Annotated in this window: 22 protein-coding genes and 1 tRNA gene; 10 read left to right on the forward strand and 13 right to left on the reverse strand. The window is 68.9% G+C overall.

The window, feature by feature from the left end:
* Positions 1-3: 3 nt before the first annotated feature.
* The 5 genes from P0Y60_14070 (at position 4) to P0Y60_14090 (ending at position 4,809) form a co-directional block, all read left to right on the forward strand.
* Entirely contained in the window at positions 4-903 is a 900-nt protein-coding gene (locus P0Y60_14070) for a sugar kinase (GenBank protein ID WEK60428.1), read from the forward strand.
* A gap of 44 nt (positions 904-947) precedes the next feature.
* Positions 948-1,706 carry an alpha/beta hydrolase gene (locus tag P0Y60_14075; protein ID WEK60429.1) on the forward strand — a complete coding sequence of 253 codons (759 nt, stop codon included), beginning with the start codon at positions 948-950 and terminating at the stop codon, positions 1,704-1,706.
* Complete coding sequence (locus tag P0Y60_14080) at positions 1,703-2,863, forward strand: acyl-CoA/acyl-ACP dehydrogenase (protein ID WEK60430.1); 1,161 nt, start codon at positions 1,703-1,705, stop codon at positions 2,861-2,863. The genes P0Y60_14075 and P0Y60_14080 overlap by 4 nt, the downstream gene beginning before the upstream one ends.
* A gap of 87 nt (positions 2,864-2,950) precedes the next feature.
* Complete coding sequence (locus tag P0Y60_14085; protein ID WEK60431.1) at positions 2,951-3,418, forward strand: Lrp/AsnC family transcriptional regulator; 468 nt, start codon at positions 2,951-2,953, stop codon at positions 3,416-3,418.
* On the forward strand, positions 3,415-4,809 hold the full coding sequence (locus P0Y60_14090; protein ID WEK60432.1) for an aspartate aminotransferase family protein: 1,395 nt from the start codon (positions 3,415-3,417) through the stop codon (positions 4,807-4,809). Before P0Y60_14085 ends, P0Y60_14090 begins: the two co-directional genes overlap by 4 nt.
* A gap of 32 nt (positions 4,810-4,841) precedes the next feature.
* Here the strand turns inward: P0Y60_14090 and P0Y60_14095 are convergent, their stop codons facing one another.
* Complete coding sequence (locus tag P0Y60_14095) at positions 4,842-6,386, reverse strand: PucR family transcriptional regulator ligand-binding domain-containing protein (protein WEK60433.1); 1,545 nt, start codon at positions 6,384-6,386, stop codon at positions 4,842-4,844.
* 118 nt (positions 6,387-6,504) lie between these two features.
* Between P0Y60_14095 and P0Y60_14100 the strand changes: the two genes are divergently transcribed.
* Positions 6,505-7,989, forward strand: coding sequence for a CoA-acylating methylmalonate-semialdehyde dehydrogenase (locus tag P0Y60_14100; protein WEK60434.1), 1,485 nt, complete (start codon positions 6,505-6,507; stop codon positions 7,987-7,989).
* Positions 7,990-8,018: 29 nt separating this feature from the next.
* Positions 8,019-9,407: an aspartate aminotransferase family protein gene (locus P0Y60_14105; GenBank protein ID WEK60435.1), complete on the forward strand. Its 1,389-nt coding sequence runs from the start codon at positions 8,019-8,021 to the stop codon at positions 9,405-9,407.
* Positions 9,408-9,484: 77 nt separating this feature from the next.
* On the opposite strand, the gene P0Y60_14110 is transcribed toward P0Y60_14105, so the two are convergent.
* From P0Y60_14110 to galU, 10 genes are all read right to left on the reverse strand, one after another.
* On the reverse strand, positions 9,485-11,161 hold the full coding sequence (locus tag P0Y60_14110; protein WEK60436.1) for an amidohydrolase: 1,677 nt from the start codon (positions 11,159-11,161) through the stop codon (positions 9,485-9,487).
* Positions 11,162-11,163: 2 nt separating this feature from the next.
* Positions 11,164-12,021 (reverse strand): ABC transporter permease, encoded by an 858-nt coding sequence (locus tag P0Y60_14115; GenBank protein ID WEK60437.1) that lies wholly within the window; start codon positions 12,019-12,021, stop codon positions 11,164-11,166.
* Positions 12,018-12,902: an ABC transporter permease gene (locus P0Y60_14120; GenBank protein ID WEK60438.1), complete on the reverse strand. Its 885-nt coding sequence runs from the start codon at positions 12,900-12,902 to the stop codon at positions 12,018-12,020. Before P0Y60_14120 ends, P0Y60_14115 begins: the two co-directional genes overlap by 4 nt.
* Positions 12,895-14,073, reverse strand: a complete 1,179-nt coding sequence (locus P0Y60_14125; GenBank protein ID WEK60439.1) for a spermidine/putrescine ABC transporter substrate-binding protein — start codon at positions 14,071-14,073, stop codon at positions 12,895-12,897. Before P0Y60_14125 ends, P0Y60_14120 begins: the two co-directional genes overlap by 8 nt.
* A complete protein-coding gene (locus P0Y60_14130; protein ID WEK60440.1) occupies positions 14,070-15,230 on the reverse strand; it encodes an ABC transporter ATP-binding protein in 1,161 nt (386 codons plus the stop codon). The genes P0Y60_14125 and P0Y60_14130 overlap by 4 nt, the downstream gene beginning before the upstream one ends.
* A gap of 139 nt (positions 15,231-15,369) precedes the next feature.
* On the reverse strand, positions 15,370-15,642 hold the full coding sequence (locus tag P0Y60_14135) for a metal-sensitive transcriptional regulator (protein WEK60441.1): 273 nt from the start codon (positions 15,640-15,642) through the stop codon (positions 15,370-15,372).
* 100 nt (positions 15,643-15,742) lie between these two features.
* Positions 15,743-15,815, reverse strand: a tRNA-Ala gene (locus P0Y60_14140).
* A gap of 51 nt (positions 15,816-15,866) precedes the next feature.
* Positions 15,867-16,712 carry a hypothetical protein gene (locus tag P0Y60_14145; GenBank protein ID WEK60442.1) on the reverse strand — a complete coding sequence of 282 codons (846 nt, stop codon included), beginning with the start codon at positions 16,710-16,712 and terminating at the stop codon, positions 15,867-15,869.
* Positions 16,713-16,784: 72 nt separating this feature from the next.
* Positions 16,785-17,414, reverse strand: a complete 630-nt coding sequence (locus tag P0Y60_14150; GenBank protein ID WEK60443.1) for a GNAT family protein — start codon at positions 17,412-17,414, stop codon at positions 16,785-16,787.
* A gap of 27 nt (positions 17,415-17,441) precedes the next feature.
* A complete protein-coding gene (galU, locus tag P0Y60_14155) occupies positions 17,442-18,329 on the reverse strand; it encodes a UTP--glucose-1-phosphate uridylyltransferase GalU (GenBank protein WEK60444.1) in 888 nt (295 codons plus the stop codon).
* Between the two features lie 41 nt (positions 18,330-18,370).
* Between galU and P0Y60_14160 the strand changes: the two genes are divergently transcribed.
* Genes P0Y60_14160 through mscL form a run of 3 tightly spaced genes read left to right on the forward strand, consistent with a single transcriptional unit; the run spans position 18,371 to position 19,702 of the window.
* On the forward strand, positions 18,371-18,967 hold the full coding sequence (locus P0Y60_14160) for a 5-formyltetrahydrofolate cyclo-ligase (GenBank protein ID WEK60445.1): 597 nt from the start codon (positions 18,371-18,373) through the stop codon (positions 18,965-18,967).
* A gap of 13 nt (positions 18,968-18,980) precedes the next feature.
* Positions 18,981-19,253 carry a zinc ribbon domain-containing protein gene (locus P0Y60_14165; protein WEK60446.1) on the forward strand — a complete coding sequence of 91 codons (273 nt, stop codon included), beginning with the start codon at positions 18,981-18,983 and terminating at the stop codon, positions 19,251-19,253.
* 26 nt (positions 19,254-19,279) lie between these two features.
* On the forward strand, positions 19,280-19,702 hold the full coding sequence (gene mscL / locus P0Y60_14170) for a large conductance mechanosensitive channel protein MscL (GenBank protein WEK60447.1): 423 nt from the start codon (positions 19,280-19,282) through the stop codon (positions 19,700-19,702).
* Positions 19,703-19,790: 88 nt separating this feature from the next.
* On the opposite strand, the gene P0Y60_14175 is transcribed toward mscL, so the two are convergent.
* Both P0Y60_14175 and P0Y60_14180 read right to left on the reverse strand, forming a co-directional pair.
* Complete coding sequence (locus tag P0Y60_14175; protein ID WEK60448.1) at positions 19,791-20,000, reverse strand: hypothetical protein; 210 nt, start codon at positions 19,998-20,000, stop codon at positions 19,791-19,793.
* A complete protein-coding gene (locus P0Y60_14180; protein WEK62929.1) occupies positions 19,993-23,661 on the reverse strand; it encodes an AAA family ATPase in 3,669 nt (1,222 codons plus the stop codon). The genes P0Y60_14175 and P0Y60_14180 overlap by 8 nt, the downstream gene beginning before the upstream one ends.
* Positions 23,662-23,727 lie beyond the last annotated feature (66 nt).

Consider the following 23,727-nt stretch of genomic DNA (forward strand, 5'->3'; position numbering starts at 1 on the left):
CCGATGTCTGCCGTGCCCGCTGTGGTCTGCGTCGGCGAGTCGATGGCGTTGGTCACGCCGACGGGGTCCGCGCTCGCCTCCGCGGCGACGGCGACGATCGGTCACGCCGGCGCGGAGGCGAACGTCGCCGCCGGTCTCACCGCCGCCGGCCATCGAGCGGTGTGGGCGTCCCGCCTCGGAGACGATCCGATCGCTACACGGATCACTTCGGAGCTCGAGCGACGAGGAGTCGAGCTCTGGGTCGAGCGCGATACGGATGCACCTACCGGGGTCATGTTCAAGGATCCGGGTATCGAGTCGTCTGCCGTCTACTACTACCGTCGCGGATCCGCGGCCGCGCAGATGGCTGCCGGCTTCCTCTCCGCCGAGCAGCTCCGGGGCGTGCGCATCGTGCACACGACCGGCATCACGCCCGCCCTCTCCGTCTCCTGCCGCGAGATGGTCGACCGCCTCTACGTCGACGCCCGCACGGCCGGCGCGGTCGTGTCGTTCGACGTGAACGACAGGCGGCCGCTGTGGAGCAGAGAGGACGCGGCCGAGACGCTCGCGCGACTCGCGGATGCCGCCGACATCGCCTTCGTCGGTCGCGATGAGGCCGAGCGCATCTGGGGCACGGCGACCCCCGATGCGATCCGCGCCTTCCTCCCGAACTGCGCACTGCTCGTCGTGAAGGACGGCGACGTCGGGGCGACCGCCTTCGACGGTGACGCGGAGCCGGTGTTCGTTCCCGCCCCCGTGGTCGAGGTCGTCGAGCCGGTGGGTGCGGGCGATGCCTTCGCCTCCGGGTTCCTCGCCGCCACGCTCGACGGAGCCGACCTCGCCGCACGCCTCTCCACAGGACATGCGGCCGCCGAGCGTGTGCTGACGATCGCGGCCGACCTTCCCCCGCTCCCGCGCGACTGAGTCGGGCCGGGACCGCTGCGCCCACCCGGTCGTAGGCTGGGATCATGCCCGCACCGCTCCTGCTGCCCCGCATCGCCTGGGGCTCCCCCTCGGCTCCCCGCCGCGCCCTTCTCGTGCATGGTCTCGGCTCTTCCGGCGCGCTGATGTGGCGTCTCGGAGACGCGCTGGCCGATGCCGGCTGGCATGCGACGGCGGTCGACCTGCGCGGTCACGGCGACGCTCCGCGGTCAGTCGACTACTCGGTCGCGGCGTACGGTGCCGACCTCGTGGAGACGCTGCCGCACCACGGCGACACCTGGGACGCGGTGATCGGGCACTCGCTGGGCGGTGCGGCGAGCACGGTGGCCGCGGCATCCGCTCCGGAGTGGACGCGCCGGTTGATCCTGATCGATCCCGCGATCCATGTGAACGGCCGCGATGCGGGGATCGTGCGCCGCAGTCAGGAGCGCGCCTTCGCCGACACCCGCCTCGAGGTCGTGCAGCAGGAGCATCCGCACTGGCACCCGCAGGACCAGGAGCTGAAGGTCGACGCCGTGCTCCGAGCCAGCGCCTGGGCCGTCGAGCAGACCAGCGCGCAGAACCAGCCGTGGGATGTGCGCGCGGCCGCCGCGGCTCTCACGGTGCCGACGCACGTGATCGCGGCAGACCCGGCGGTCTACAGCATCTTCACCGGAGACCTCGCCGCGGAGGTGCTGGCGGCGAACCCGCTGATCTCGATGTCGATCGTCGCCGGAGCGGGACATTCCCTGCACCGCGACAAGCCCGAGGAATCCGTCAGGCAACTCCTGGAGGCTCTGGCGTGAGCGCGTTCGATCCCACCGCCCATCTCTCCGACGAGCTGCTGGAGCGCATCCGCGAGCGCGCGCCCCTGCATGACCGCGAGAACACGTTCCCGCAGCAGGATCTCGACGAGCTCCGGGCAGCCGGCTACCTCTCGATCCTCGTGCCCACCGAGCGCGGCGGCGCCGGACTCGGTCTCGCCGAGGCGGCGATCCTGCAGCAGCGTCTCGCGGCCGCCGCGCCCGCGACGGCCCTCGCGATCAACATGCACCTGGTCTGGACCGGCGTCGCGAAGGTGTTCTCCGACCGCGGCGTACCTGGCCTGGAGTTCGTGCAGGACGGCGCCGTCGCCGGCGAGGTCTTCGCCTTCGGTATCAGCGAAGGCGGCAACGACCTCGTGCTGTTCGGCAGCGACACGGATGCCGTGCCTCTCGCCGACGGCGGCTACGCCTTCACCGGCACCAAGATCTTCACCTCGCTCGCCCCGGTGTGGACACGGCTGGGGCTGCACGGACTCGACACCACCAGCGCGGATGCCCCGAAGCTGGTGTTCGCGTTCATCGAGCGCACCGACGCCGTGGCCACGTCGGACGACTGGGACACCCTGGGCATGCGTGGCACGCAGAGCCGCACCACCCGGTTGAACGGCGCGATCGCGGATGCCGCGCATGTCGTCCGGCGGATCGATCCGGGGCCGAACCCCGATCCGATCGTGTTCGGCATCTTCAGCGTCTTCGAGATCCTGCTTGCCTCGGTCTACACCGGGATCGCACGGAGGGCGCTCGATCTCGCGGTCGAGACGGCGCACGCGCGCCGCTCCAAGAAGTCCGGGGCCGCCTACAGCCAGGACCCCGACATCCGCTGGCGCATCGCGGAGATGGCGCTGGCCTACGACGCCCTTCCGCCCCAGATCGCCGCGCTCGCGCGGGACGTCGACGAGCAGGCCGACAACGGTGCACGGTGGTTCACGCTGCTGTCTGGGCTCAAGCACCGGGCGATCAGCATGGCGAAGCAGGTGGTCGATCAGGCCATGCTGGTCGCCGGAGGCGGCTCCTACTTCTCCGCGAACGAACTCTCGCGCCTCTATCGCGATGTCCTCGCCGGGGCCTTCCATCCGTCCGACCCGGAATCCGCGCACGCGACCGCCGCCGGTGCGTGGTTGGGGCCGCTCGAATCCTGAGCGCCCACACTGACGATTCCGCAGGCACAGAGAACCCAAAGCGCGGAATCGGTTGCTGAACGACGTCTCGAGTGCGAAGATCGCACCATGAGTGCGTCGAAAAAACATCCCACGCTGGATGAGGTGTCCAAGACGATCATCGAGTTGCTCCAGGAGGACGGGCGCCGCTCCTACTCCGACATCGGCCGCGTCGTCGGCCTCAGTGAGGCGGCGGTGCGCCAACGGGTGCAGCGCCTCACCGAGTCGGGCATCATGCAGATCGTCGCGGTGACCGATCCGATGCAGCTCGGCTTCCACCGGCAGGCCATGATCGGCATCCGCGTCTCCGGCGATGCCCGGCTCGTCGCCGAAGCGGTCGCGGCGATCGAAGCCATCGACTACGTCGTCATCACGGTCGGGGCCTTCGACGTGCTCGCCGAGGTCGTCTGCGAGGACGACGAGGATCTGCTCGCCCTGATCAACGACAAGATCCGCCCCATCGACGGGGTCCTCTCCACCGAGACCTTCATATACGCCAAGCTGCAGAAGCAGCTCTACAACTGGGGGACCAGATGAGCACCGAACGTACGCAGGCATCCGAGGCCGAGCTCCAGGCGATGGCCAAGGACCACCTCTGGATGCATTTCACTCGACAGTCCACGATGGAGAAGTCCGGAGTGCCCATCATCGTCAAGGGCGACGGGCACCACATCTGGGATGCGAAGGGCAAGAAGTACTTCGACGGTCTCGCGGGGCTCTTCGTCGTGAACGCCGGGCACGGGCGCCGACGTCTCGCCGAAGCCGCCGCGAAGCAGGCGTCGGAGTTGGCGTTCTTCCCACTGTGGTCGTACGCGCACCCCGCCGCGATCGAGCTCGCCGACCGCCTCGCCGATGAGGCCCCGGGTGACCTGAACCGCGTCTTCTTCTCGACCGGTGGCGGCGAGGCCGTCGAGACCGCGTTCAAGCTCGCCAAGCACTATTGGAAGCTGCAGGGCAAGCCCACCAAGCACAAGGTCATCTCCCGATCGGTGGCGTACCACGGCACCCCGCAGGGCGCTCTCGCGATCACCGGCATCCCCGCGATGAAATCGATGTTCGAGCCGGTCACCCCCGGCGGCTTCCGCGTGCCGAACACCAACTTCTACCGCGCGGCGGAGATGGGTGGGCCCGCTGACGACATCGAGGCGTTCGGGCGCTGGGCTGCCGATCGCATCGAGGAGATGATCCTCTTCGAAGGCGCCGACACGGTCGCCGCGGTCTTCCTCGAGCCGGTGCAGAACTCCGGCGGATGCTTCCCGCCCCCTCCCGGCTACTTCGCCCGCGTGCGCGAGATCTGCGATCGCCACGACGTGCTGCTCGTCTCCGATGAGGTCATCTGCGCGTTCGGTCGACTCGGCCACACCTTCGCCTGCACGGGACTCGGCTACGTGCCCGACATGATCACCTGCGCGAAGGGAATGACGAGCGGATACTCCCCCATCGGCGCCACGATCGTGAGCGACCGCATCTACGAGCCGTTCTCGAAGGGCGACGTGTCGTTCCCCCACGGGTACACGTTCGGCGGTCACCCGGTGTCGGCGGCGGTCGCCCTCGAGAACCTCGCCATCTTCGACGAAGAGGGGCTGAACCAGCGCGTGCGCGAGAACTCCCCGCTGTTCCGAGCCGAGCTCGAGAAGCTCCTCGACATCCCGATCGTGGGCGATGTGCGCGGCGACGGCTACTTCTTCGGCATCGAGCTCGTCAAGGACAAGGCGACCAAGGAGACGTTCGACGACGCGGAGTCCGAGCGACTGCTGCGCGGCTTCCTCTCCCCTGCCCTGTTCGAGGCCGGTCTCTACTGCCGCGCCGACGACCGCGGCGACCCCGTGATCCAGCTGGCTCCGCCGCTCACGATCGGTCAGCCGGAGTTCCGTGAGATCGAGCAGATCCTCCGCGACGTGCTGACCCGCGCCCAGTCGGTGCTCTAGGCGCTCGCGCGCACGTCTCGACGGCTCCTCGCTCAGCGGGGGGCCGTCGTGCTGCGGTGGGCCGTCGTGCCGCGGTGGGCCAGGAGCGCGAGGTGGAGCGCTGCGAGCGTCTCCCCGTCGTCGAGATCGACGTCGAGGAGATCACCGATCAGCGTGAGGCGCTGGTAGAACACCGAGCGGGAGAGGTGGCTGGCGGATGCCGCCGCGGAGCGGTTGCCCGGATGCGTCACCAGGGCGCGCAGCACGTCGAGCAGGTCTCCCCGGCGTTCACGGTCATAGGCGACCAGGGGTGCCAGCATCCGTTCACTGTGCGCATGCAGTCGGTGGTCGTCGCGCAGCGAGGCGACCAGGCGCTCGAGCGGGCGGGCGTCGACTCGCCGCACCCGAGGACCGGAGTCCGATCGATCGCTCGCCGCGAGGTCTCGCGCCGCGCTCAGCGACGCGAGCAGTTCGAGCACGTCACCGGCCGACGAACCGACGAAGATCGTCCGATCAGGACCGGCGATCCGTGCCGCCAGCGCGTCGGTCAGCAGAACGGATGCGGGAAGCAGGAGGAGCGCCACATCGTCGTCGCCGATTCGCGCCGCGACCACCGCGCACCCCTCTTGGCGCGCCCGGTACGCGAGTTCGCTCGCCGACACGGCGCCCCTTGCCACGATGCCATGACACGAGCGTCCGGTCAGGTCGAATCCCCCGGCCGCCAGACGCGCTGCGATATCGTCCGGACTCGCGAAGCGGGCGCCGAGCAGGTCCTCGATGATCCCGCTCTGCGCGAGGATCGACCACTCGGCATCCCCGCCATCGGCGAGGCAGCCGAAGGCGAGCGCCGTGGCCCCCTGCTCCAACACCGTGAGGCGTCCGGCCGGATGCGAAGGCCCCGGCAGCGCCAGCAGCGTCCCCCACCTCACCCCGCGCGCCTGCACGGGGGTGCGCTCGGCAGCGCCCCGCTGCGCCAACGCCTCAGCGACAGGCACCCTCAGCGGCTCCACAGCGATCACCTCGCGCGCGAGGTTCTCCAGCACGACCGGCGCCCCCAGCGCCTTCGCCGTCTCGGCCACGACGACATCGGCGGGCGCTCCCTGCAGGCTCAGCCCGGTGAAGAGGTCGTGCAGACGCTGGCGCTCGTGCAGGGCGTCGGTCTGCGCGGCGATCAGCGCGCGGTGCACCGCCTCGGTGACCGCGACGAACTTCGTCTCCGCGTGCAGGGCGATCAGAGCCATCCCCCGCGCCCTGCACACCTCGACCACCGGCTCGGGGATGCGCGGGTGCTCCGCCCCCAGCTCGACGACGATGCCTGCGACACCCGCGCGATGCAGGGCGAGCGCGAACTCCGTCAACGCCGCAGCGTCCGTCGACCAGCCGGCGCCCGTGGTCAGCAGCAGCTCGCCACCGTCGAGCAACCGCGCGACGCCCGCACTGTCGGACGCGTGAGCCCAGCGCACGTCGGCATCGAGCGCGGCGCCACCGACGATGACCTCGGGTGAACCCGCCTGCAGCACCGGCTCTGCGAGCACATCGGCGACCGTGAGGAGAGCATCGGAGTGCCGAGCCGGACGATCTGTCCGATCGAGTGCCAAGTTCTGACGATCTGACATCCCTCTCCCCTGTCTGCCTCTGTGATCATTGAGGAGTATCAGCGTATCGAACCCCGGTCAGAGTGTTCGAGAATCCATCTTCAGCAGTCGGAGGAACATCGTGGACATCGTCCGTCACGTCATCAACGGCACGGAGGTCGCCGAGGCGGCCCGCACCGGCCAGGTCTTCGATCCCGCCACCGGAGAGGTGTCGAAGCAGGTCGCCTTCGCTTCGACCGCCGAGGTCGACGCCGCGATCGCCGCCGCCGCAGCTGCGGCTCCCGCCTGGCGCGAGACGAGCCTGATCAAGCGCGCCGACGTCTTCTTCCGCCTGCGCCAGCTGCTCAAGGAGCGCACCCCCGAGCTCGCCGCCATCGTCACGTCGGAGCACGGCAAGGTGCTCTCGGATGCCGCCGGCGAGGTGTCGCGCGGTATTGAGAACGTGGAGTTCGCCGCCGGACTCGTGCATCTGCTCAAGGGAGAGCGCAGCGAGCAGGTCTCTCGCGGCGTCGACGTGCACTCGGTCAAGCAGCCGGTCGGCGTGGTCGCCGCGATCACCCCGTTCAACTTCCCGGTGATGGTGCCGCTGTGGATGGTGGCATCCGCGATCGCCTGCGGCAACACGGTCGTGCTCAAGCCCAGCGAGAAGGACCCGTCCGCCGCGGTCTGGATCGCGAAGCTCTTCTCCGAGGCGGGCCTGCCCGACGGCGTGCTGAACGTCGTGCACGGAGACAAAGAGGCCGTCGATGCGCTCCTCGACTCGTCGAAGGTCTCGGCTGTCAGCTTCGTCGGCTCCACGCCGATCGCCCGCTCGATCTACCAGCGCGCCTCGGCCGCCGGCAAGCGCGTGCAGGCCCTCGGCGGCGCCAAGAACCACATGGTCGTGATGCCGGATGCCGACATCGACGGCGCCGCGGATGCTGCGGTCTCCGCCGCCTACGGCTCGGCCGGAGAGCGCTGTATGGCCGTCTCGGTGCTGGTGGCCGTGGGCGACATCGCCGACGACCTGGTCTCGGCGATCGCCTCCCGCATCGACGGACTGAAGATCGGGCCCGGCACGGATGCCGCCAGCGAGATGGGTCCGCTCATCACGCGCGAGCACCGCGACAAGGTCGCCTCCTACGTCACGGGCGCCGCGGCCGAGGGTGCGAAGGTCGTGGTCGACGGCACGCAGAAGCAGTTCGACTCCGACGGTTTCTTCCTGGGTGTCAGCCTGATCGACCAGGTCGCCCCGGGCATGAAGGTGTACGACGACGAGATCTTCGGCCCGGTGCTCACGGTCGTGCGCGTCGAGACCTACGCCGAGGCGGTCGAGCTCGTCAACGGCAACGCCTACGGCAACGGCACCGCGATCTTCACCCGCGACGGCGGCACCGCCCGGCAGTACGAGTTCGACATCGAGGTCGGCATGGTCGGCGTGAACGTGCCGATCCCCGTGCCGATCGGCGCCTACTCGTTCGGCGGCTGGAAGGACTCGCTGTTCGGCGACTCCCACATCTACGGCCCCGAGTCGGTGCACTTCTACACGCGGTCGAAGGTCGTCACGACCCGCTGGCCCGACCACACCCCCTCGCAGATCGACCTCGGCTTCCCGAGCAACCACTGATCCGGCGACGACAGAGACAGGGAACGCGCATGACGAACTACACCGACCGCCACGGCAACTCCCACCCGCTCCCCGCCCCCGAGGCGGAGGCGCAGGTGCGAGCCGACGACCGCGGCCACGTGTTCCACTCCTGGAGCGCGCAGGCCCTGATCGACCCGCTGCCCGTCGCCGCGGGCGAGGGTTCCACCTTCTGGGACTACGCCGGCAACGCGTACCTGGACTTCTCCAGCCAGCTGGTGAACCTGAACCTCGGCCACCAGCATCCCGACCTGGTCGCGGCGATCCAGCAGCAGGCCGGGCGTCTCGCCACGATCCAGCCGTCGATCGCGAATGACGTGCGCGGCGAGCTCGCGCGCCTGATCGCCGAGGTCGCACCGGAGGGACTCGAGAAGGTCTTCTTCACCAACGGCGGCGCAGAGGCGAACGAATATGCAGTGCGCATGGCCCGTCAGTTCACCGGCCGCCGCAAGGTGCTGTCGATGTACCGCAGCTACCACGGCTCCACCTCGACCGCGATCTCGCTCACCGGCGACCCGCGCCGCTGGGCGAACGACGGGGTCGACAACGGCACCGTGCGCTTCTTCGGGCCCTACCTGTACCGCTCGCCTTTCCACGCCGAGACCCCGGAGCAGGAGTCCGAGCGGGCGCTCGCGCACCTCGAGCAGACCATCCAGCTCGAGGGCCCGCACACCATCGCCGCGATCATCATCGAGACGGTCGTCGGCACCAACGGCGTGCTCGTGCCACCGCCCGGGTACCTGCAGGGTGTGCGCGAGCTGTGCGACCGCTTCGGCATCGTGTACATCGCGGATGAGGTCATGGTCGGCTTCGGCCGGCTGGGCGAATGGTTCGGCGTCGACGCGTTCGACGGCCAGCCCGACCTGATCACCTTCGCGAAGGGCGTCAATTCCGGCTACGTGCCGCTCGGCGGCGTCGTGATCTCGGAGCGGATCGCCGCCGCGTTCGACACCGTGCCGTTCGCCGGCGGGCTGACCTATTCGGGCCACCCGCTCGCCTGCGCTGCCGGTGTGGCGACGTTCGAGGTGTTCCGCCGTGACGGCATCCTGGAGCGCGTGCGCGACCTGGGCGAGCGCATCGTCGAGCCGACGCTGCGCGGGTGGGCCGAGACGCACCCGAGCGTGGGCGAGGTGCGAGGCCTCGGGTTGTTCTGGGCCGTCGAGCTCGTGCGCGACAAGGAGACCCGCGAGCCGCTCGTGCCGTTCAACGCCTCCGGAGCGGATGCCGCCCCCATGGCCGCGTTCGCGGCGGCGGCGAAAAAGGGCGGCGTCTGGCCGTTCACGCACTTCAACCGCATGCACGTCGCTCCCCCGCTGATCATCAGCGAAGACGACCTGGTGCGCGGGCTCGCCGTGCTCGACGACGCGCTGGCCGTGGCTGACGAGGCCACCGCCGGCTGAGACGACGGCCCGTGCCCGACGATTCGCCGAGTCTGTGACGATTCGCCGACCTATTGCGCCGAAAGCTCGGCGAATCGTCACGACCTCCGTGATTCGTCGGCCCGCTCGTACACCCGCACACCCTCGACCCAGGTCCCGACGACCTCGGTGAGGCCTATCTCCCGGGCGGGATGCTCGAACGGATCCCGATCGAGCAGGGCGAAGTCTGCCCGCATCCCCACCGCGATGGTGCCGGTGTCATCGAGGTGGTTCACGCGCGCGGAGCCTGCCGTGTATGCGGCGAGCGCGGTCGCGAGATCGATCGACTGCTCGGGGAGGAAAGCCGGATAGTCCCCCTCCCACTCGGTCGGCGCGGACTGCCGGTTGACCGCCACATGGATCGCGGCCATCGGGTTCGGCGTGCTCACCGACCAGTCGCTGCCTGCGGCGAGCGCGGCGCCCGAGCGCAGCAGGTCTCCGAACGGATACTGCCATCCGCTGCGCTGCTCCCCCAGGTACGGGAGGGTCAGATCGACCATCTGCGGCTCCAGCGTCGCCCACAGCATCTGCATGTTCGCGGTGACGTCGAGCGCGCGGAACCGCGGGATGTCGTCGGGGTGCACGACCTGGATGTGCGAGATGTGGTGCCGGTTGCCCCGGGGGCCGTTGGCGATCAGTGCGGCCTCGACCGCATCCAGGCACTCACGCACCGCCCGATCGCCGATCGCGTGGAAGTGCAGCGTGAAGTCGAGGGCATCGAGCCGGATGGCGGCCTCCTTCAGCAGCTCGGGTTCGACGAACGAGATACCGGAGTCCTCCCGCGGATGCCCGTGGCCGTCGCAGTACGGCTCGAGCATCGCGGCGGTGAAGTTCTCGGCGACGCCGTCCTGCATGATCTTCACGCTGCGCGCCCGGAAGCGCCCTGCCGTGCTCGCGTCACGGCGCGCGACGATGTCGTCGATCTGCTCCAGCCCCTTCGAGCGTTCCCACCACAGCGAGCCGACGACTCTGCCGGTCAACTGACCGGATGCCGCGGCCGAGAGGTACGCCGGAAGCGGATCGCCCGCATCCCCGTACTCGGTGCCGACGATCGCATCCTGCCAGGCCGTCACTCCGAACGAGTGCAGATACCGCTGCCCCTGCAGCAGCGCCTCGACCATCCGCTCCGGCGCTTCGATCGGCAGTAACCGATTGACCAGCCCCATCGCCCCCTCGTGCAGCGTGCCGCTCGGGGCTCCGGTGGCATCCCGCTCGATGCGCCCGTCCTCCGGATCCGCGGTGTCGCTCGTGATCCCGGCGAGCTCCAGCGCCCGCGAGTTCACCCACGCGCCGTGCCCGTCGCGGTTGGGCAGGAACGCCGGACGATCGGGCAGCACGGTGTCGAGGTCGGCCGCGCTGGGCGTGCCGCCGGGGAACGCCGACATCTGCCAGCCACCACCGAGGATCCACTCATCGTCCGGATGCTCGGCGGCGTACTCCGCGATCCGCGCCAGGTACTCATCCCGAGTCGACAGCGCCGAGAGGTCACAGCGCAGCATGTCGAGCCCGCCCCACACCGGATGCACGTGAGCATCCTGGAACCCCGGCACCAGCAGCCCACCCGCGAGGTCGACGACCTCAGTGTCGGGGCCGATCAGCGCCGAGACATCATGACCGACCGCCGTGATGACCCCGTCGGTCACGGCGACCGCCCGCGCCGTGGTGCGCGCGCCGTCCGCCAGGAACACCCGACCGCCCTGCGCGCCGCCCGTGAACACCAGATCAGCGAAGACCATCGTCATCCTCCTGCCATCGTGCGGGCGATCTCGGTCGCCGAGTCCCCCGCTCTCTTCAGAACCACGGCCACGAGAGCCAGCGCCAACAACGTGAGCACCAGCATGATCGTCGACACCGCCGCGATCTCCGGCCGCAGTCCGCTGCGCAGCGCGCTCAACACGTACACCGGCCACGGTGTGGTGCCCGAGACCTGTACGAACGCCGAGACGACAGTGTTGTCGAGGCTCAGCGTGAACGACAGCAGGAACCCGGCGAGCACGGCCGGCATCGCGAGCGGCAGCGTCACCTTGAGGAACGTCCGCACGGGCGGGGCGTAGAGGTCGGCCGAGGCCTCCTCCAACCGGGAGTCCAGTCCGACGAGGCGCGCACGCACGATGTACGACACGATCGCGACCGAGAAGAGTGACTGGCCCACCACGAGCCTCATGGTGCCGTCGTTGAAGATGCCGATACCGACGTCCTGCCCGAGGAACACCAGCCACGGCAGTAGTGCCACGGCATCCACGATCTCGGGCGTGACCGACACCAGCAGCAGGAGCCCGAGGAACCACCACACCCACTTGCCAGGGTTGCGGGCCATCGCGATGCCCGCGAGCGTGCCCAGGGCCGTGGCGAGGAGAGCTGCGAGCAGACCGGTGCGCACCGACACCAGCACGGCATCGCGGATCGCCGGCTTGTTCACGATCGCGAGGAAGGACTCGAAGCCGAAGTGATCCCACGACACGAGCAGGCGCCCCACGTTGAACGAATACGCGATGATCACGAGGATCGGCAGGAACAGGAACAGGAACACCGCTCCCGCCCAGATCGGCAGCAGGAACCGGGCGAAGCCGCGACGCGGGCGCGTGTTCATGGTCATGATCCCTCCCCCAGAACGAGACGGTTGCGTTGTCGGACGGGCAGCGTCGCGAGCCACAGCAGCACGGCCGCCGCGGCGATCGAGAGCATGATCACGAGGATGAGCAGCACGGCCATCGCCGAACCCAGCGCCCAGTTCTGCGCCGTCTGGAACTGGCTGGCCACGACCTGCCCGATCATGTTGCCCTTCGCCCCTCCCAGCACGGTCGCGGTGATGTAGTCGCCCATGAGCGGGATGTACACCAGCAACACGCCGGCGATGATGCCCGGGCGCGCCAGCGGCACCGTGATGCGCAGGAACGTGGTGATGCTTCCCGCGCCCAGATCCTTGCTGGCCTCCCGCAAGGGTCCGGACACCCGGTCGAAGGCGACGAACAGCGGCAGGATCATCAGAGGCAGATAGTTGTAGACGACACCCAGCAGCACCGCTCCGCGTGAGTACAGCAGATCGAGTGGCCCCGGGATCACGCCGATCCCCTGCAGCAGCTGCGACAACCAGCCCTCGGGTGCGAGGATCACCTGCCATCCGATCGTGCGCACCAGGAAGTTCGTCCAGAACGGCACCATCACGAGCGCCAGCAGCAGCCCCCGCTTCGACGGGGCGGCCTTGACGGCGATCCAGTAGGCGACGGGAGCGCCGATCAGCAGACACAGGAAGGTGCCGAGGATGCCGATCCACAACGTGTTCAGGAACGTGCTGAAGAACGTCGGCGACATCGCCTCGACGTAGCGGTCAAACGACAGGTGGTCGAGGGCATGCGTGGCGAAGATGCTGGGCTTGTAGCCGAAGCTGAACACGACGACCATGCCGATCGGCGCCACGAAGAAGATGAGCAGCCAGACCCAGGCGGGGATGGCGAGACCGAACTTGAGCTTACGCACCGGCGGCCGCCTTCATCGAGTTCCAGATCGAGACGACGCGGTCCTGCGCATCGGTGAGCTTGCCCTCGTGCATGGTCTCCACCTGCTGATCGTCGAAGAACACCATGTCGAGTCGCTCGAGCCCTTCCGCCTCCGCCTGCTCGCGGATGCCGCTGATACCGGTGTCGTAGCCGATGTAGTCGACCTGGGCGAGTTGGATGTCGGGCTGCAGCACGAAGTTGATGAACGCGTGCGCCGCCTCGGGATGCGGGGCCCCGGCGGCGATCGCCCAGTTGTCCATCCACAGCTCCGTCGCCGGGCTCCCGAGCACCCACTGCCAGCGGTCCGGATCTCCGGACTCGAAGATCCCCAGCCGGGCATCGCCGTTGTACGACTGCAGCAGCGCGTGCGAGCCCTGCGGGATGGAGGAGCCGCCGGGGTACGAGTCGAATGCCGAGACGTGCGGGGCGAGATCCTTCACCAGGAACTTCTCGACCGCGTCGAGCTCGTCGGGGTCGGTCGTCGTCCAGTCGATGCCGTTGGCCCAGAAGTAGATGCCCAGCAGCGGCGCCGGGTCGTCGAGCACCGAGGTCGAGCCGGACGCCTCGTTCTGCGCCGCGTCGATGAAGTCCTTCCACGTGGTGAGCTCACGCGAGATCACCCGCTTGTCGTACACGAACCCGGTGGTGCCCCAGGCCTTGCACACCGAGTACTCGTTGCCCGGATCCCAGGAGCGCCCACGGAACTCGGGCGCCACGTTCGACATGTTCGGCAGCAGGTCGAGGTTGAACTTCTGCAGCAGTCCGTTCTCGGCCATCGGCCCGACGAACACGCCGGTCGGCACCACGATGTCGTAGCCGGAGGTTCCGCGCGCGGCGACCAGCTTGGCGATCAGCTCCTCGTTCGAGTTGAACGCGTCGAGCACGATGCGCGGACCGTTCTCGGCCGTGAACTGTTCGAGCACCTCGGGGGCGTCATAATCTCCCCAGCTGTAGATCGAGAGCTTGTCTTCGAGCGGCCCGCCTTTCGCGTGCACGGCGGCGGCATTCTGCCCCGGTGAGCATGCGCTGAGCAGCACCGCGCCGCCGGCGACGAGCGCCGTGGCGAGGAAACCGCGTCTGGTCAGTTCGGTGCGGATGACCCGCGCTGCACTCCGGTGCGCGAGCACCCGCACGGGAGGCGTGGCCGTCACCGCCCGCCCTCCTTCGGCAGCGCGATCACGTGGGTCGCGGTGGTCGGGATGCCGTCGGCGGCGAAGAGGCGGGCGTCGGCGGCATCCCAGACGCAACGCACCTCGTCGTCGACTCCCACGTTGGGCGCGGTCGGTGCCGGCATCCGCGAGAGGAACGTGGCGTCACCGCCCACCCGCACGGCGACCTGCAGGGTCTCACCCAGGTGCGAGACGCCGAGCACGCGGCCGGGTACACCGGCACCCGGGCCCTGTTCCAGTCGCACGTACTCGGGGCGGATCGCGGCGACGGCGGGCTGGCCGACTCCGACCGGCTCACCGCCCCAGCGACCCGAGATCGCGCCGATCGCCGTGTCGACCGCGTCGCCCTCGGCGCGGACGGTGCCGTGCACGAAGTTCTGTTGGCCGATGAACGAGGCCACGTATGCGGATGCCGGTTCGGCGTAGATCTCCGCAGGGGCCGCGAGCTGCTCGATCCGCCCGGCGCGCATCACGGCGATGCGGTCGCTCATCGACAGCGCTTCGGCCTGGTCGTGCGTGACGAACACGAACGTGGTGCCCAGGCGCGCCTGCAGCAGTTTGAGCTCGAGCTGCATCTCTTCGCGCAGCTGGCGGTCGAGGGCCGCGAGGGGCTCGTCGAGCAGCAGCACGCTCGGTCGGTTGATGAGCGCGCGCGACAGGGCGATGCGCTGCTGCTGACCGCCCGACAGCTGGGTGGGCTTGCGGTCGGCGAAGGAGCGCAGCTGCACCATGTCGAGCGCCTCGCTCACCCGCTCGCGCTGCTCCGCCTTCGGCACCCGGCGCTGCTGCAGGCCGTATGCGACGTTCTCGGCGACCGTGAGGTGCGGGAACAGCGCATACGCCTGGAAGACCGTGTTCACCTCGCGCCGATACGGCGGCAGGTTCAGCACACTGCGCCCGGAGATGCGGATGTCACCGGCATCCGGATACTCGAACCCCGCGATCATGCGCAGGGTCGTCGTCTTGCCGCACCCGGACGGGCCGAGAAGGGAGAGGAACTCCCCCGCGTGCACGTCGAGCGTCAGGGCATCGACGGCGACGGCTGTGCCGTAGCGCTTGGTGACCCCGTCGATCTGGACGGAGCCGGTGGCTGTGGGCGTGTCGAGTGTCGCCGTCGACGCAGGCATCGTGCCGGGCATGGAACCTCCCCATTGAGAATCGCTTGCGGCGAGTCTGACACAGGAAGAGGCTCAGGTATAGCGAAAACAGAAGTCGGATGCTCTGATCACAACGATTTCCGTTGCGAATGGCGATTCAGACCACTGAGCGACGCGGAATCTACTTGGAGTCGAAGTCGAAGGCCTTGAGCAGCTCGCCCACGGCCTTGTCGCGCTCCTCGCCGCCCTCTTCGAACATGTGCGTGACGTGCGTGCGCAGGTGATTCTCGAGCAGCAGACGGTTCAGCGATTCCAGCGAACGCTGGATGGCCCGGGACTGCGTGATGATGTCCATGCAGTACTCCTCGTTCTCGATCATCCGCGCGACGCCGCGCATCTGACCCTCGAGGATGCTGGTGCGGTGCAGAGCGCGCTTCTTGATGTCTTCGATCACCCTCCGAGGCTACTCCGCGGGGCCGGGGTAGAGAGTCTGCGGACACAAAGAAACGGCCGACCAGTCATGATCTCTCATGCCTGATCGGCCGTCTGTTCTGTGGACCTAAGGGGATTCGAACCCCTGACCTCCTCGATGCGAACGAGGCGCGCTACCAACTGCGCCATAGGCCCGTGAACGTCTCTACGCTATCACGACGATCGGGGGCTTCGTGCCGACAGCGATCACCCTGCCGCTCGGCGCGAGAGCATCTCCCTCACGTGGGCTTCGATCTCGGCATCGTCGACGAATCCCATGCGGGCGTACGGCGACGAGGCTGCGGGGATCGCGACGGGCGCCGTCGGAGCCATCTGCTCTGCGCGCTCACGCAGCGCAGCGAGTCGGGCGGCCTTGCGGCGCTCCTGCTGCGCGTCGATCTCCGCCTGGGCGGTCTGGGCGCGGGAGCCCGCCACCGAGACGAGCGGCTCGGGCAGCGGACGCGGCGTCCACGTCGCACGCCCCTGGTCGTGGATCTCCGGCGCGATGCGCTCGACCACCGGCTCGGCCGCGCGAACAGCGCGACGAGCGGTGCGCGAGGCGACCGACGCCATGCGCTGCAGCGTGATCGCCGCGAGAAGAACCACCGCGCCACCGGCCCAGACGAGAACCTGGGCGCCGGTGGCCACGAGCTGCCAGACGCCGAATCCGGCGAGCACGACACCGAGCACCAGGCTCGTCGTCGCGACGGCGCGCACACGGCGACGGGCTCGCGCCTGTCGCACGATGGGATCGGCCCGCGTCGCGGCCAGCTCGTTGCGCAGCGATTCCAGTTCGACGGCTTCACGTTCGGACTGCACGCGCTTGGCGAGCTTCTGCTGCGCCAGCGCGGTGCGCGCGTTCAATTCGAAGCGCACCTCATCCGGGGTCTCGCTCGTTTCCGCCAGCACACGCAGCGCCTGATTGAGTCGGACGGCATTGCGCTCGGCGGCGTTGTACTGGAAGCGCCCGCGCCACGAGGGCAGCAGGTACAGCATCCAGAGGAGCACAGCGACGAGCACGATCACTCCCCCACTCAGCACCGGCCCGTCCATATCGATAAAGGTACGGGTACGGGAGCCCTCCGAACGCGCAGCGGGCGCGTGTCGCGGCGAGTCCGATCTCCGTCAGAGCGTCAGACGGTCCGCGGGGGGCACGGTGGCGGCATCCGGGGGCACCTGGCCGTTCAACCATCGCGCGAGAACTCCTTGCGGAACGTCCTCCCGGGTGAGGGCGAATGCATAGTGATCGCGCCAGTCCCCGTCGATGTGGATGTAGCGGCGGCGCAGCCCCTCGTACCGGAATCCGAGCTTCTGCACGACGCGCAGACTCGCGGCGTTCTCGGGTCGGATGCAGATCTCCATCCGGTGCAGGCCGTACTCGGTGAAGCAGGCATCCGTCGCCATCGCGACCGCGGTCGGGGTGATGCCCTTGCCGGCGAAGCGCTCGCTCACCCAGTAGCCGATCGTCGCCGAGCACAGCGATCCGCGCGCGATCCCCCAGACGTTGAGCTGCCCGGCGACCTCGCCCTCGTATTCCATCACGAAGGGATACCCGGCGCCGTCCTTGTACTGCTGCAACAGCCGGCGGATGCTCAGCCGCATGTCGAACGACACACTGCCGTACGGCACCGTCGCCTCCCACGGCTGCAACCACGACCGGTTGGTCAGCAGTTCCTGCTGCAGAGGACGGGCGTCCTTCATGCGCACGAGACGCAGTTCGATCGCCTCGTGCCTGATCCCCGCCGCCAGATCCATCCCGTGCCCCGACGTCCGCCGCGTCGCCTAGAGGCGTTCCGCGAACTCCTTCAGCCACGGCCGGAGCTCGGGACCGAGGTCGTCGCGATCGGAGGCGAGCTGCACGATCGCCTTGATGTAGTCCACGCGGTCACCCGTGTCGTACCGGCGACCGCGGAAGATCACACCGACCACGCCGGGCCCCTCGGGGTCTGCCGCGAGTTCCTGCAGAGCATCGGTGAGCTGGATCTCTCCACCCTTGCCCGGTTCCGTGCGCTCGAGGATCTCGAAGACGGATGCCGGCAACACGTAGCGGCCGATCACGGCGAGGTTGGACGGTGCGTCCTCCTGAGCCGGCTTCTCGACGAGACCGGTGACGCGCACCGAGTCCGAACCGTCGATCGGCTCGACCGCGGCCGCTCCGTACATGTGGATGTTCGCGGGGTCGACCTCCATGAGCGCGATCACCGCGGCGCCGCTGCGCTCGTGCTCGGCGATCATGTGGGTCAAGAGCGGGTCGCGCTCATCGATCAGGTCGTCGCCCAGCAGCACCGCGAAGGAGCTGTCACCCACGTGCGTCCGCGCACGCAGCACGGCGTGGCCGAGCCCCTTGGGCTCTCCCTGACGGACGAAGTGGATGTCGGCGAGATCGCTCGACTTCATCACGCGCTCCAGGCGCCCGGTGTCGCCCTTCTCCATGAGCTTCACCTCGAGTTCCGGCACGGAGTCGAAGTGGTTGGAGATGGCGTTCTTGTTGCGCCCGATGATGACGAGGATGTCTTCGATGCCGGCATCCGCGGCCTCTTCGACGACGTATTGGATCGCCGGCTTGTCGACGACGGGGAGCATCTCCTTCGGCATCGCCTTGGTCGCCGGCAGGAATCGTGTCCCCAGACCTGCGGCAGGAATGACGGCCTTGATCTTCTGGTTACCCATCCCCTCAGCCTAGTGGTGGCCACCACCGTAGACTCGGAGGCATGTCGAACGAGGCCGAGCATGCCAAACGTGCGCTGCGCGCCGAGCTGCGCGAAAGACGCGGACTGCTCTCCGACGCCCAGCGCGACGCCGCGGCATCCGCGATCGGCGAACGACTCGACGCACTGGTCGACGAACTCGATGCACGGTCGATCTCGTGCTTCCTCTCCACTCTCACCGAACCGGGTACCCGCGACTTCGTGACGCGAGCGGTTCGCCGCGGCATCCGGGTGCTGCTTCCGGTCACGCGCCCCGACGGGCTGCTCGACTGGGCGGTCGCCGAAGACGGTGACGAGACGACCGAGGGACTGCACGGTCTGCCCGAGCCCACCGGCGAGGTGCTGGGGCCGATCGCCGTCAACGACGTCGACCTCATGATCGTCCCCGCCGCTGCCGTGGATCGCACCGGCATGCGGATGGGCTGGGGTCGCGGCTACTTCGACAAGACGATCGGTTCTATGGAGAAGTGCCCTCCTGTCTACGCCGTCATCTATGATTCCGAGATACTCGACTCCCTGCCCCGGGAGGTGCACGACCAGCCCGTCAACGGCGTCGTGACCCCGTCGCAGACCCTGATCCTGTCGCCATCGCGGCGCTGACCCCGAGGACACCATGCCCACCTATGCCTATGCCTGCACGTCGTGCGGCCACACCTTCGATGCCGTGCAGAGCTTCTCCGACGACGCCCTCTCGGTCTGCCCCGAGTGCGGAGGAACCCTGCGCAAGCAGTACGGATCGATCGGGGTGACCTTCAACGGATCGGGCTTCTATCGCACCGACTCGCGCGCCAAATCTGGTGGTTCGAAGGATGCTTCGGCATCATCGAAGTCGGGATCGACGACGAGCGCCAAGCCGGCGGCTGCGTCGAGTTCCACCTCGTCCTGAGGTTCCATCCCCCAACGGAGGCACCCATGCTCAACGGATTCAAGGACTTCATCCTCCGCGGCAACGTGATCGATCTGGCGGTCGCCGTCGTCATCGGCGCCGCCTTCACCGCGATCGTGAACGCGGTCGTGGCGAGCATCATCACCCCGCTGATCTCGCTCTTCTTCGAGGAGGGCGCGACCGGCCAGTTCGGACCGCAGATCACGAACATCTACGGCAACAAGGTCACCTTCCCGATCGGCGATCTGATCTCGGCGATCATCAGCTTCCTCGCCGTCGCCGTCGTCGTCTACTTCGTGTTCGTCCTGCCGATGAACACCTTCAAAGCCCACGTCGAGGCCCGCAAGGGAACTCCGGCAGAAGAGCCCCAGGAGGAGCCGGCCGCCGCGACCGAGACCGAGCTGCTCATCGAGATCCGCGATCTGCTCGCACGGAACCAGCGCAGCTGACGCCACAGTCGTTCTGACAGGAGAAGCGCACGGAACCCGGAAGGGGCCGTGCGCTTCTCTCGTCTGACAGCGGTGCGGTAGCCACAGCTCAGTAGTGCGGCGGGACGTCCTGGATCATCCGGTCGTCGTTGGGCCCCTTCGGGCCACGGATCTTCGCCCCCGGCGGGTCGGCCACGGGCTCGGGGCCCGACTCGGGTTCCGGGTCCGTCCCCGGAACCGGGGTGAGTCGTGCGCGGCGGGATCCGGCCACACGGACGACGCGCTGCCCCGGTGCATCCGCCCCGGTGTCGTCAGCCATTTCCCGTGTCGACGATGTCGATCGGCTGCGTGTCGTTGTCGGCTCGCGGCGCGGAGTCCGAGATGCCGAGCACGGCGGCGATCCGCGTGGCAGCGGTGACCGGGTCGCTGTACAGATCGAACGCGTGCACCCGCACGTAGTGCCAGCCCAGACGCCGCAGCACGTGCGGACGCAGCCGCAGCGTCTCGCGCAGCGACTCCCCTCGGGACTCGGGATCGGACTCGATCACCACGGCCTTGCCCTTGTGCTGGGCGACCAGGGGAAGGAGCCCGCGATAGTCGACGTCGACCGAGGCACCGAGTCGGCGCAACTCCCGCGCGAGTGCCAGGGTCAGCGGATCGGCGAGGTCTTCCAGCCGTGCATCGCGTGCGCGCGCGGCGAGTCCACCGAGGATCGACATGAGAGTGGCCGCGCCGTGTTCGAGGCGGCCGTCATCGAAGGCCGAGGGACGAATCGACGACACGATCACCATCGAGCGGCGGGCACGGGTCATGCCCACCGTCAGCAGGCGTTCGCCGTCGGGCGTCGAGAGGTCGCCGAAGTCGCTGAGGACCCGTCCGTGCTTGGTGAGTCCGAAGCCCAGCGAGAAGATGACGCGATCCCGGCTCTCCGCCACCGATTCCTCGAGGGTGAGCACGGCGAACGGCTCGGCGGTGTCGCGGCCGACGAAGTCCGCCACATCCGAACGACCGGCGAACGCCGACGTGACGGCGGCGCGCACCCTCTCGGCGTGGCGGGTGCTGGCGGTGACCACCATGAGCGATTCCGTGGGCCGGTGCACCGCGTGCTCGACCACGAGGGTGACCACGCGGGCCACCTCGGCGTCGGGGCTCTCGACCGCTCCGGAGATCGGATCGGGCGTTCCCGTGCCTCCCTCGACGTAGTCGACAGTGAGGCTGCCGCGCCCGAGGTAGGAGCCCGCCCACGGCAACGAGACGATCTCTCCGCCGTAGAAGGCGTCGTTGATGAGCTCGGCCAGATCTTCGCCACCCGCACGGTAGCTGCGGGTGAGGGTCATGACGGGGAGCAACTCCGACAGGCGCTCGAAGACCGACACATCGTCGAACGGAACCTCGGGCTCCCAGGAGTCTCCGGGATCGACGGCGATGTGGAAGGGCGTCGGGCGCTGGGTGACGGGATCGCCGAATGCGACGATCTGACGCGCTCGGCGGATCGCCGGTGCGGCTTCCGCCAGGTTGATCGCGGCGGCATCGACCAGCAGCACGGTGTCGAACTCGACCGAGTCGGGGATCTCGGGCACCCGGTACGGCGACGAGATCCACACGGGGGCGAGCACCCCGACAAGGGTGGATGCCGAACTCACGATCTCGGCGGTGGTGGAGTTCGGCTGGGTGAGCGCCCGGCGCAGGTGCTGCGACTGCTGCGGCTCGTCGACGATCGCGATCTTCCACTGATTGGCGAGCTGCCACGCCAGCAGAGGACCGGCCATCGCGGCGTGGGCCTCGTCGACCAGACGGAAGTCGCGCTCGAGTCGATCGACCACCGCGGTGTTCGCGCCGAGCAGCGCCCGGTTGTCCTGGAGAGCACGTTCGAGCAGCGACTGCCACCACGCGAACTCGAGCTCCTCACCGACCTGCCCCTCCGAGACGTGGCGCACGGAGAGCTCGGCGAGCAGAGGCTCCAAGCCCAGCAGCGCCAGTCGCTCGCGCAGCTGCGCCCTCTCGACGAGGTTGTCGAAGACATCCGACTTGGCAGCGAGACCGGCCAAGGTGCGCACGAGACGTGCCACGGGCAGGGCGGCCATCGGCTCGCGACGACCGAGGGCGGCATCGAGCTCGGCGAGCTCCGCCTCTGCCCGCTGCCACGCCGCCGAGACGTCGGCGAGGCCGAGCGGCACCTCAGGTGCGACGCCGGCCTCGACGAACCGTTGCCACTGCGTGCGCTGCGCCTGGATGCGCAGGAGAGCCTCGTGCATCTCGGTCACGTGCACGCCGGGGCGCACATACTCCTTGGCGAGCCGGCGGAGCCGACGCCGGTTGGTGCCCGAGAGCCCGGGGGCGTCGCGGCGAGATCCGTGCGCCTGGATCAGTTCGCCCAGCGGGCGTTCGAAGACGGTGGGGCTGAAGCGGTCGAGCGAGTCCCGCATGCCCTGCAGCAGGTGGAGGTACTCGCCGAGCTCGTCGATCGTCGCGAATGGACGCATCCGCGTCTGCGCGATCAGTTCGTAGCCGCGTTCGAGTAGGGCGGGGATGCTGCTCCCGTGCAGACGTGCCGCGAGCTCGTGCGCCGCCCGCGCGGCCTCCGTGCTCGAGAACGTGACGCCGTACCAGGGGGAGTCGTCGGGCCCGAAGCGGAATTCGCCCAGTCGGGCGGCCTGAGCGAGAGCGGATGCCGCCCCGCTGCGGTCCTCTGCCAGGCGGCGGAGCGCATCCGTTCCGAGACGAGCCGTCGTCGACGGTGGCACGGGGAGCGACGCGAGTCTGGTCAGATGCCGCGTGGCGTCGAGCACCGAGGCGCTCGTGCCGGCGACCGGCGTGGTCAGTGCCTGACGGTAGTCGCGGAGCACCGTGCGCAGTCGAACCAGCGCGTCGTCGACGTCGCTGACCTTCGGCGATACGGCCTTCTCGTTCCGCCCGATCGCACGCACCAGGTCGCGGCGGACGCTCGCCGGAGAGATCGCCAGGCTGTCGAGCCCGATGCCCGCGAGACGATGCCGCACGCCGTCGAGGGTGGAGCGTCGCGCCGACACGACCAGCACGCGCTTACCCGCGCGGACGAGTTCGCCGAGCGCGTTGATGACCGTCTGGGTTCCCCCGGTGCCGGGCAGCGTCGCCACGGTCAGCGAATGACCGGCCGCGATCCGTGCGAGCACGGCCTCCTGCTCCGCATCGGCATCCAGCAGCAGATTGTCGGATGCCGGAGCGCGATCGTCCGGGCCGGTGTGGTGCGGGGTCGCCCGCGGCGCGGCGACCTGTTCGCGGTCGCCCACGTGGCCGGCGAGCGCGTTGAGCACGACGTGGTCGAGGCTGCCGCTGTCGCGCACCATCGCGCCGCCCACGTCGGCGAACGTCGACACGACCAACCGGGGCTCGACCGAGAACGTGTCGATCGACCGTGCCGTCGTGCGCAGGCTGTCGATCACGGGCTGCGGCTTGAAGATGCCGCCGTCATAGGCCAACGCGGCGAGCGCCGCGGCGTCGATCGAGATGCCGAAGTGCTCGCGCGCGATGCGCACGAGCTCCGGGTTCACGTCGAAGACGCCCTGCAGCTTCAGCTCGAAGTCCGAATGATGGCGCCGGATGGCCAGCGGTCGCAGCAGCACGGGGGCCGCGAACGCCGCGCCGCCGATGCGCCAGCGAGCGACGCCGACCGTGAGGTGGACGGCCTCGATGCCGCGCACCGTGCGCAGCTCGGTGTTCTTCGACGTGATGCGCTCTGCAGCGAGCCTGGCGGTGCGCAGCCCCACCTCGTCGCGGAACAGGTTCGACAACAGCGTGGATTTGCCGGTGATGAACTGGGGCAGGCTGCCGGGGTGCGCCTTGGAGATGTCGATCCCGGACTCGGGCCCGTCGCGGAAGCTGACCAGCGGGGACGCGCCGCCCAGATCGGCGGCCTCCGCGCGCAATCGCGTGCGCTCCGACTCGGCGGCGTGGGCGACATCGACCCCTGTGGTCGACTCGTGCAGCTCGCCGAGAGTCACTGCGGCATCCGCCACTGCGTCATCCGCAGACTTCTCATCACGTCGCCACACAGTGACACCCTAGGC

This window comes from Candidatus Microbacterium colombiense, from assembly GCA_029203165.1.
GTDB lineage: Bacteria > Actinomycetota > Actinomycetes > Actinomycetales > Microbacteriaceae > Microbacterium > Microbacterium colombiense.

Excerpts from the sequence above, each read along its gene's own strand:
- P0Y60_14085 (WEK60431.1), top strand. The coding sequence starts at position 2,951 with ATGAGTGCGTCGAAAAAACATCCCACGCTGGATGAGGTGTCCAAGACG.
- P0Y60_14145 (WEK60442.1), bottom strand. The coding sequence starts at position 16,712 with ATGGACGGGCCGGTGCTGAGTGGGGGAGTGATCGTGCTCGTCGCTGTG.
- galU (WEK60444.1), bottom strand. The coding sequence starts at position 18,329 with ATGGGTAACCAGAAGATCAAGGCCGTCATTCCTGCCGCAGGTCTGGGG.
- P0Y60_14115 (WEK60437.1), bottom strand. The coding sequence starts at position 12,021 with ATGACCATGAACACGCGCCCGCGTCGCGGCTTCGCCCGGTTCCTGCTG.
- P0Y60_14110 (WEK60436.1), bottom strand. The coding sequence starts at position 11,161 with ATGGTCTTCGCTGATCTGGTGTTCACGGGCGGCGCGCAGGGCGGTCGG.
- P0Y60_14075 (WEK60429.1), top strand. The coding sequence starts at position 948 with ATGCCCGCACCGCTCCTGCTGCCCCGCATCGCCTGGGGCTCCCCCTCG.
- P0Y60_14175 (WEK60448.1), bottom strand. The coding sequence starts at position 20,000 with ATGGCTGACGACACCGGGGCGGATGCACCGGGGCAGCGCGTCGTCCGT.
- P0Y60_14090 (WEK60432.1), top strand. The coding sequence starts at position 3,415 with ATGAGCACCGAACGTACGCAGGCATCCGAGGCCGAGCTCCAGGCGATG.
- P0Y60_14165 (WEK60446.1), top strand. The coding sequence starts at position 18,981 with ATGCCCACCTATGCCTATGCCTGCACGTCGTGCGGCCACACCTTCGAT.
- P0Y60_14070 (WEK60428.1), top strand. The coding sequence starts at position 4 with ATGTCTGCCGTGCCCGCTGTGGTCTGCGTCGGCGAGTCGATGGCGTTG.
- P0Y60_14160 (WEK60445.1), top strand. The coding sequence starts at position 18,371 with ATGTCGAACGAGGCCGAGCATGCCAAACGTGCGCTGCGCGCCGAGCTG.
- P0Y60_14130 (WEK60440.1), bottom strand. The coding sequence starts at position 15,230 with ATGCCCGGCACGATGCCTGCGTCGACGGCGACACTCGACACGCCCACA.
- mscL (WEK60447.1), top strand. The coding sequence starts at position 19,280 with ATGCTCAACGGATTCAAGGACTTCATCCTCCGCGGCAACGTGATCGAT.
- P0Y60_14150 (WEK60443.1), bottom strand. The coding sequence starts at position 17,414 with ATGGATCTGGCGGCGGGGATCAGGCACGAGGCGATCGAACTGCGTCTC.
- P0Y60_14105 (WEK60435.1), top strand. The coding sequence starts at position 8,019 with ATGACGAACTACACCGACCGCCACGGCAACTCCCACCCGCTCCCCGCC.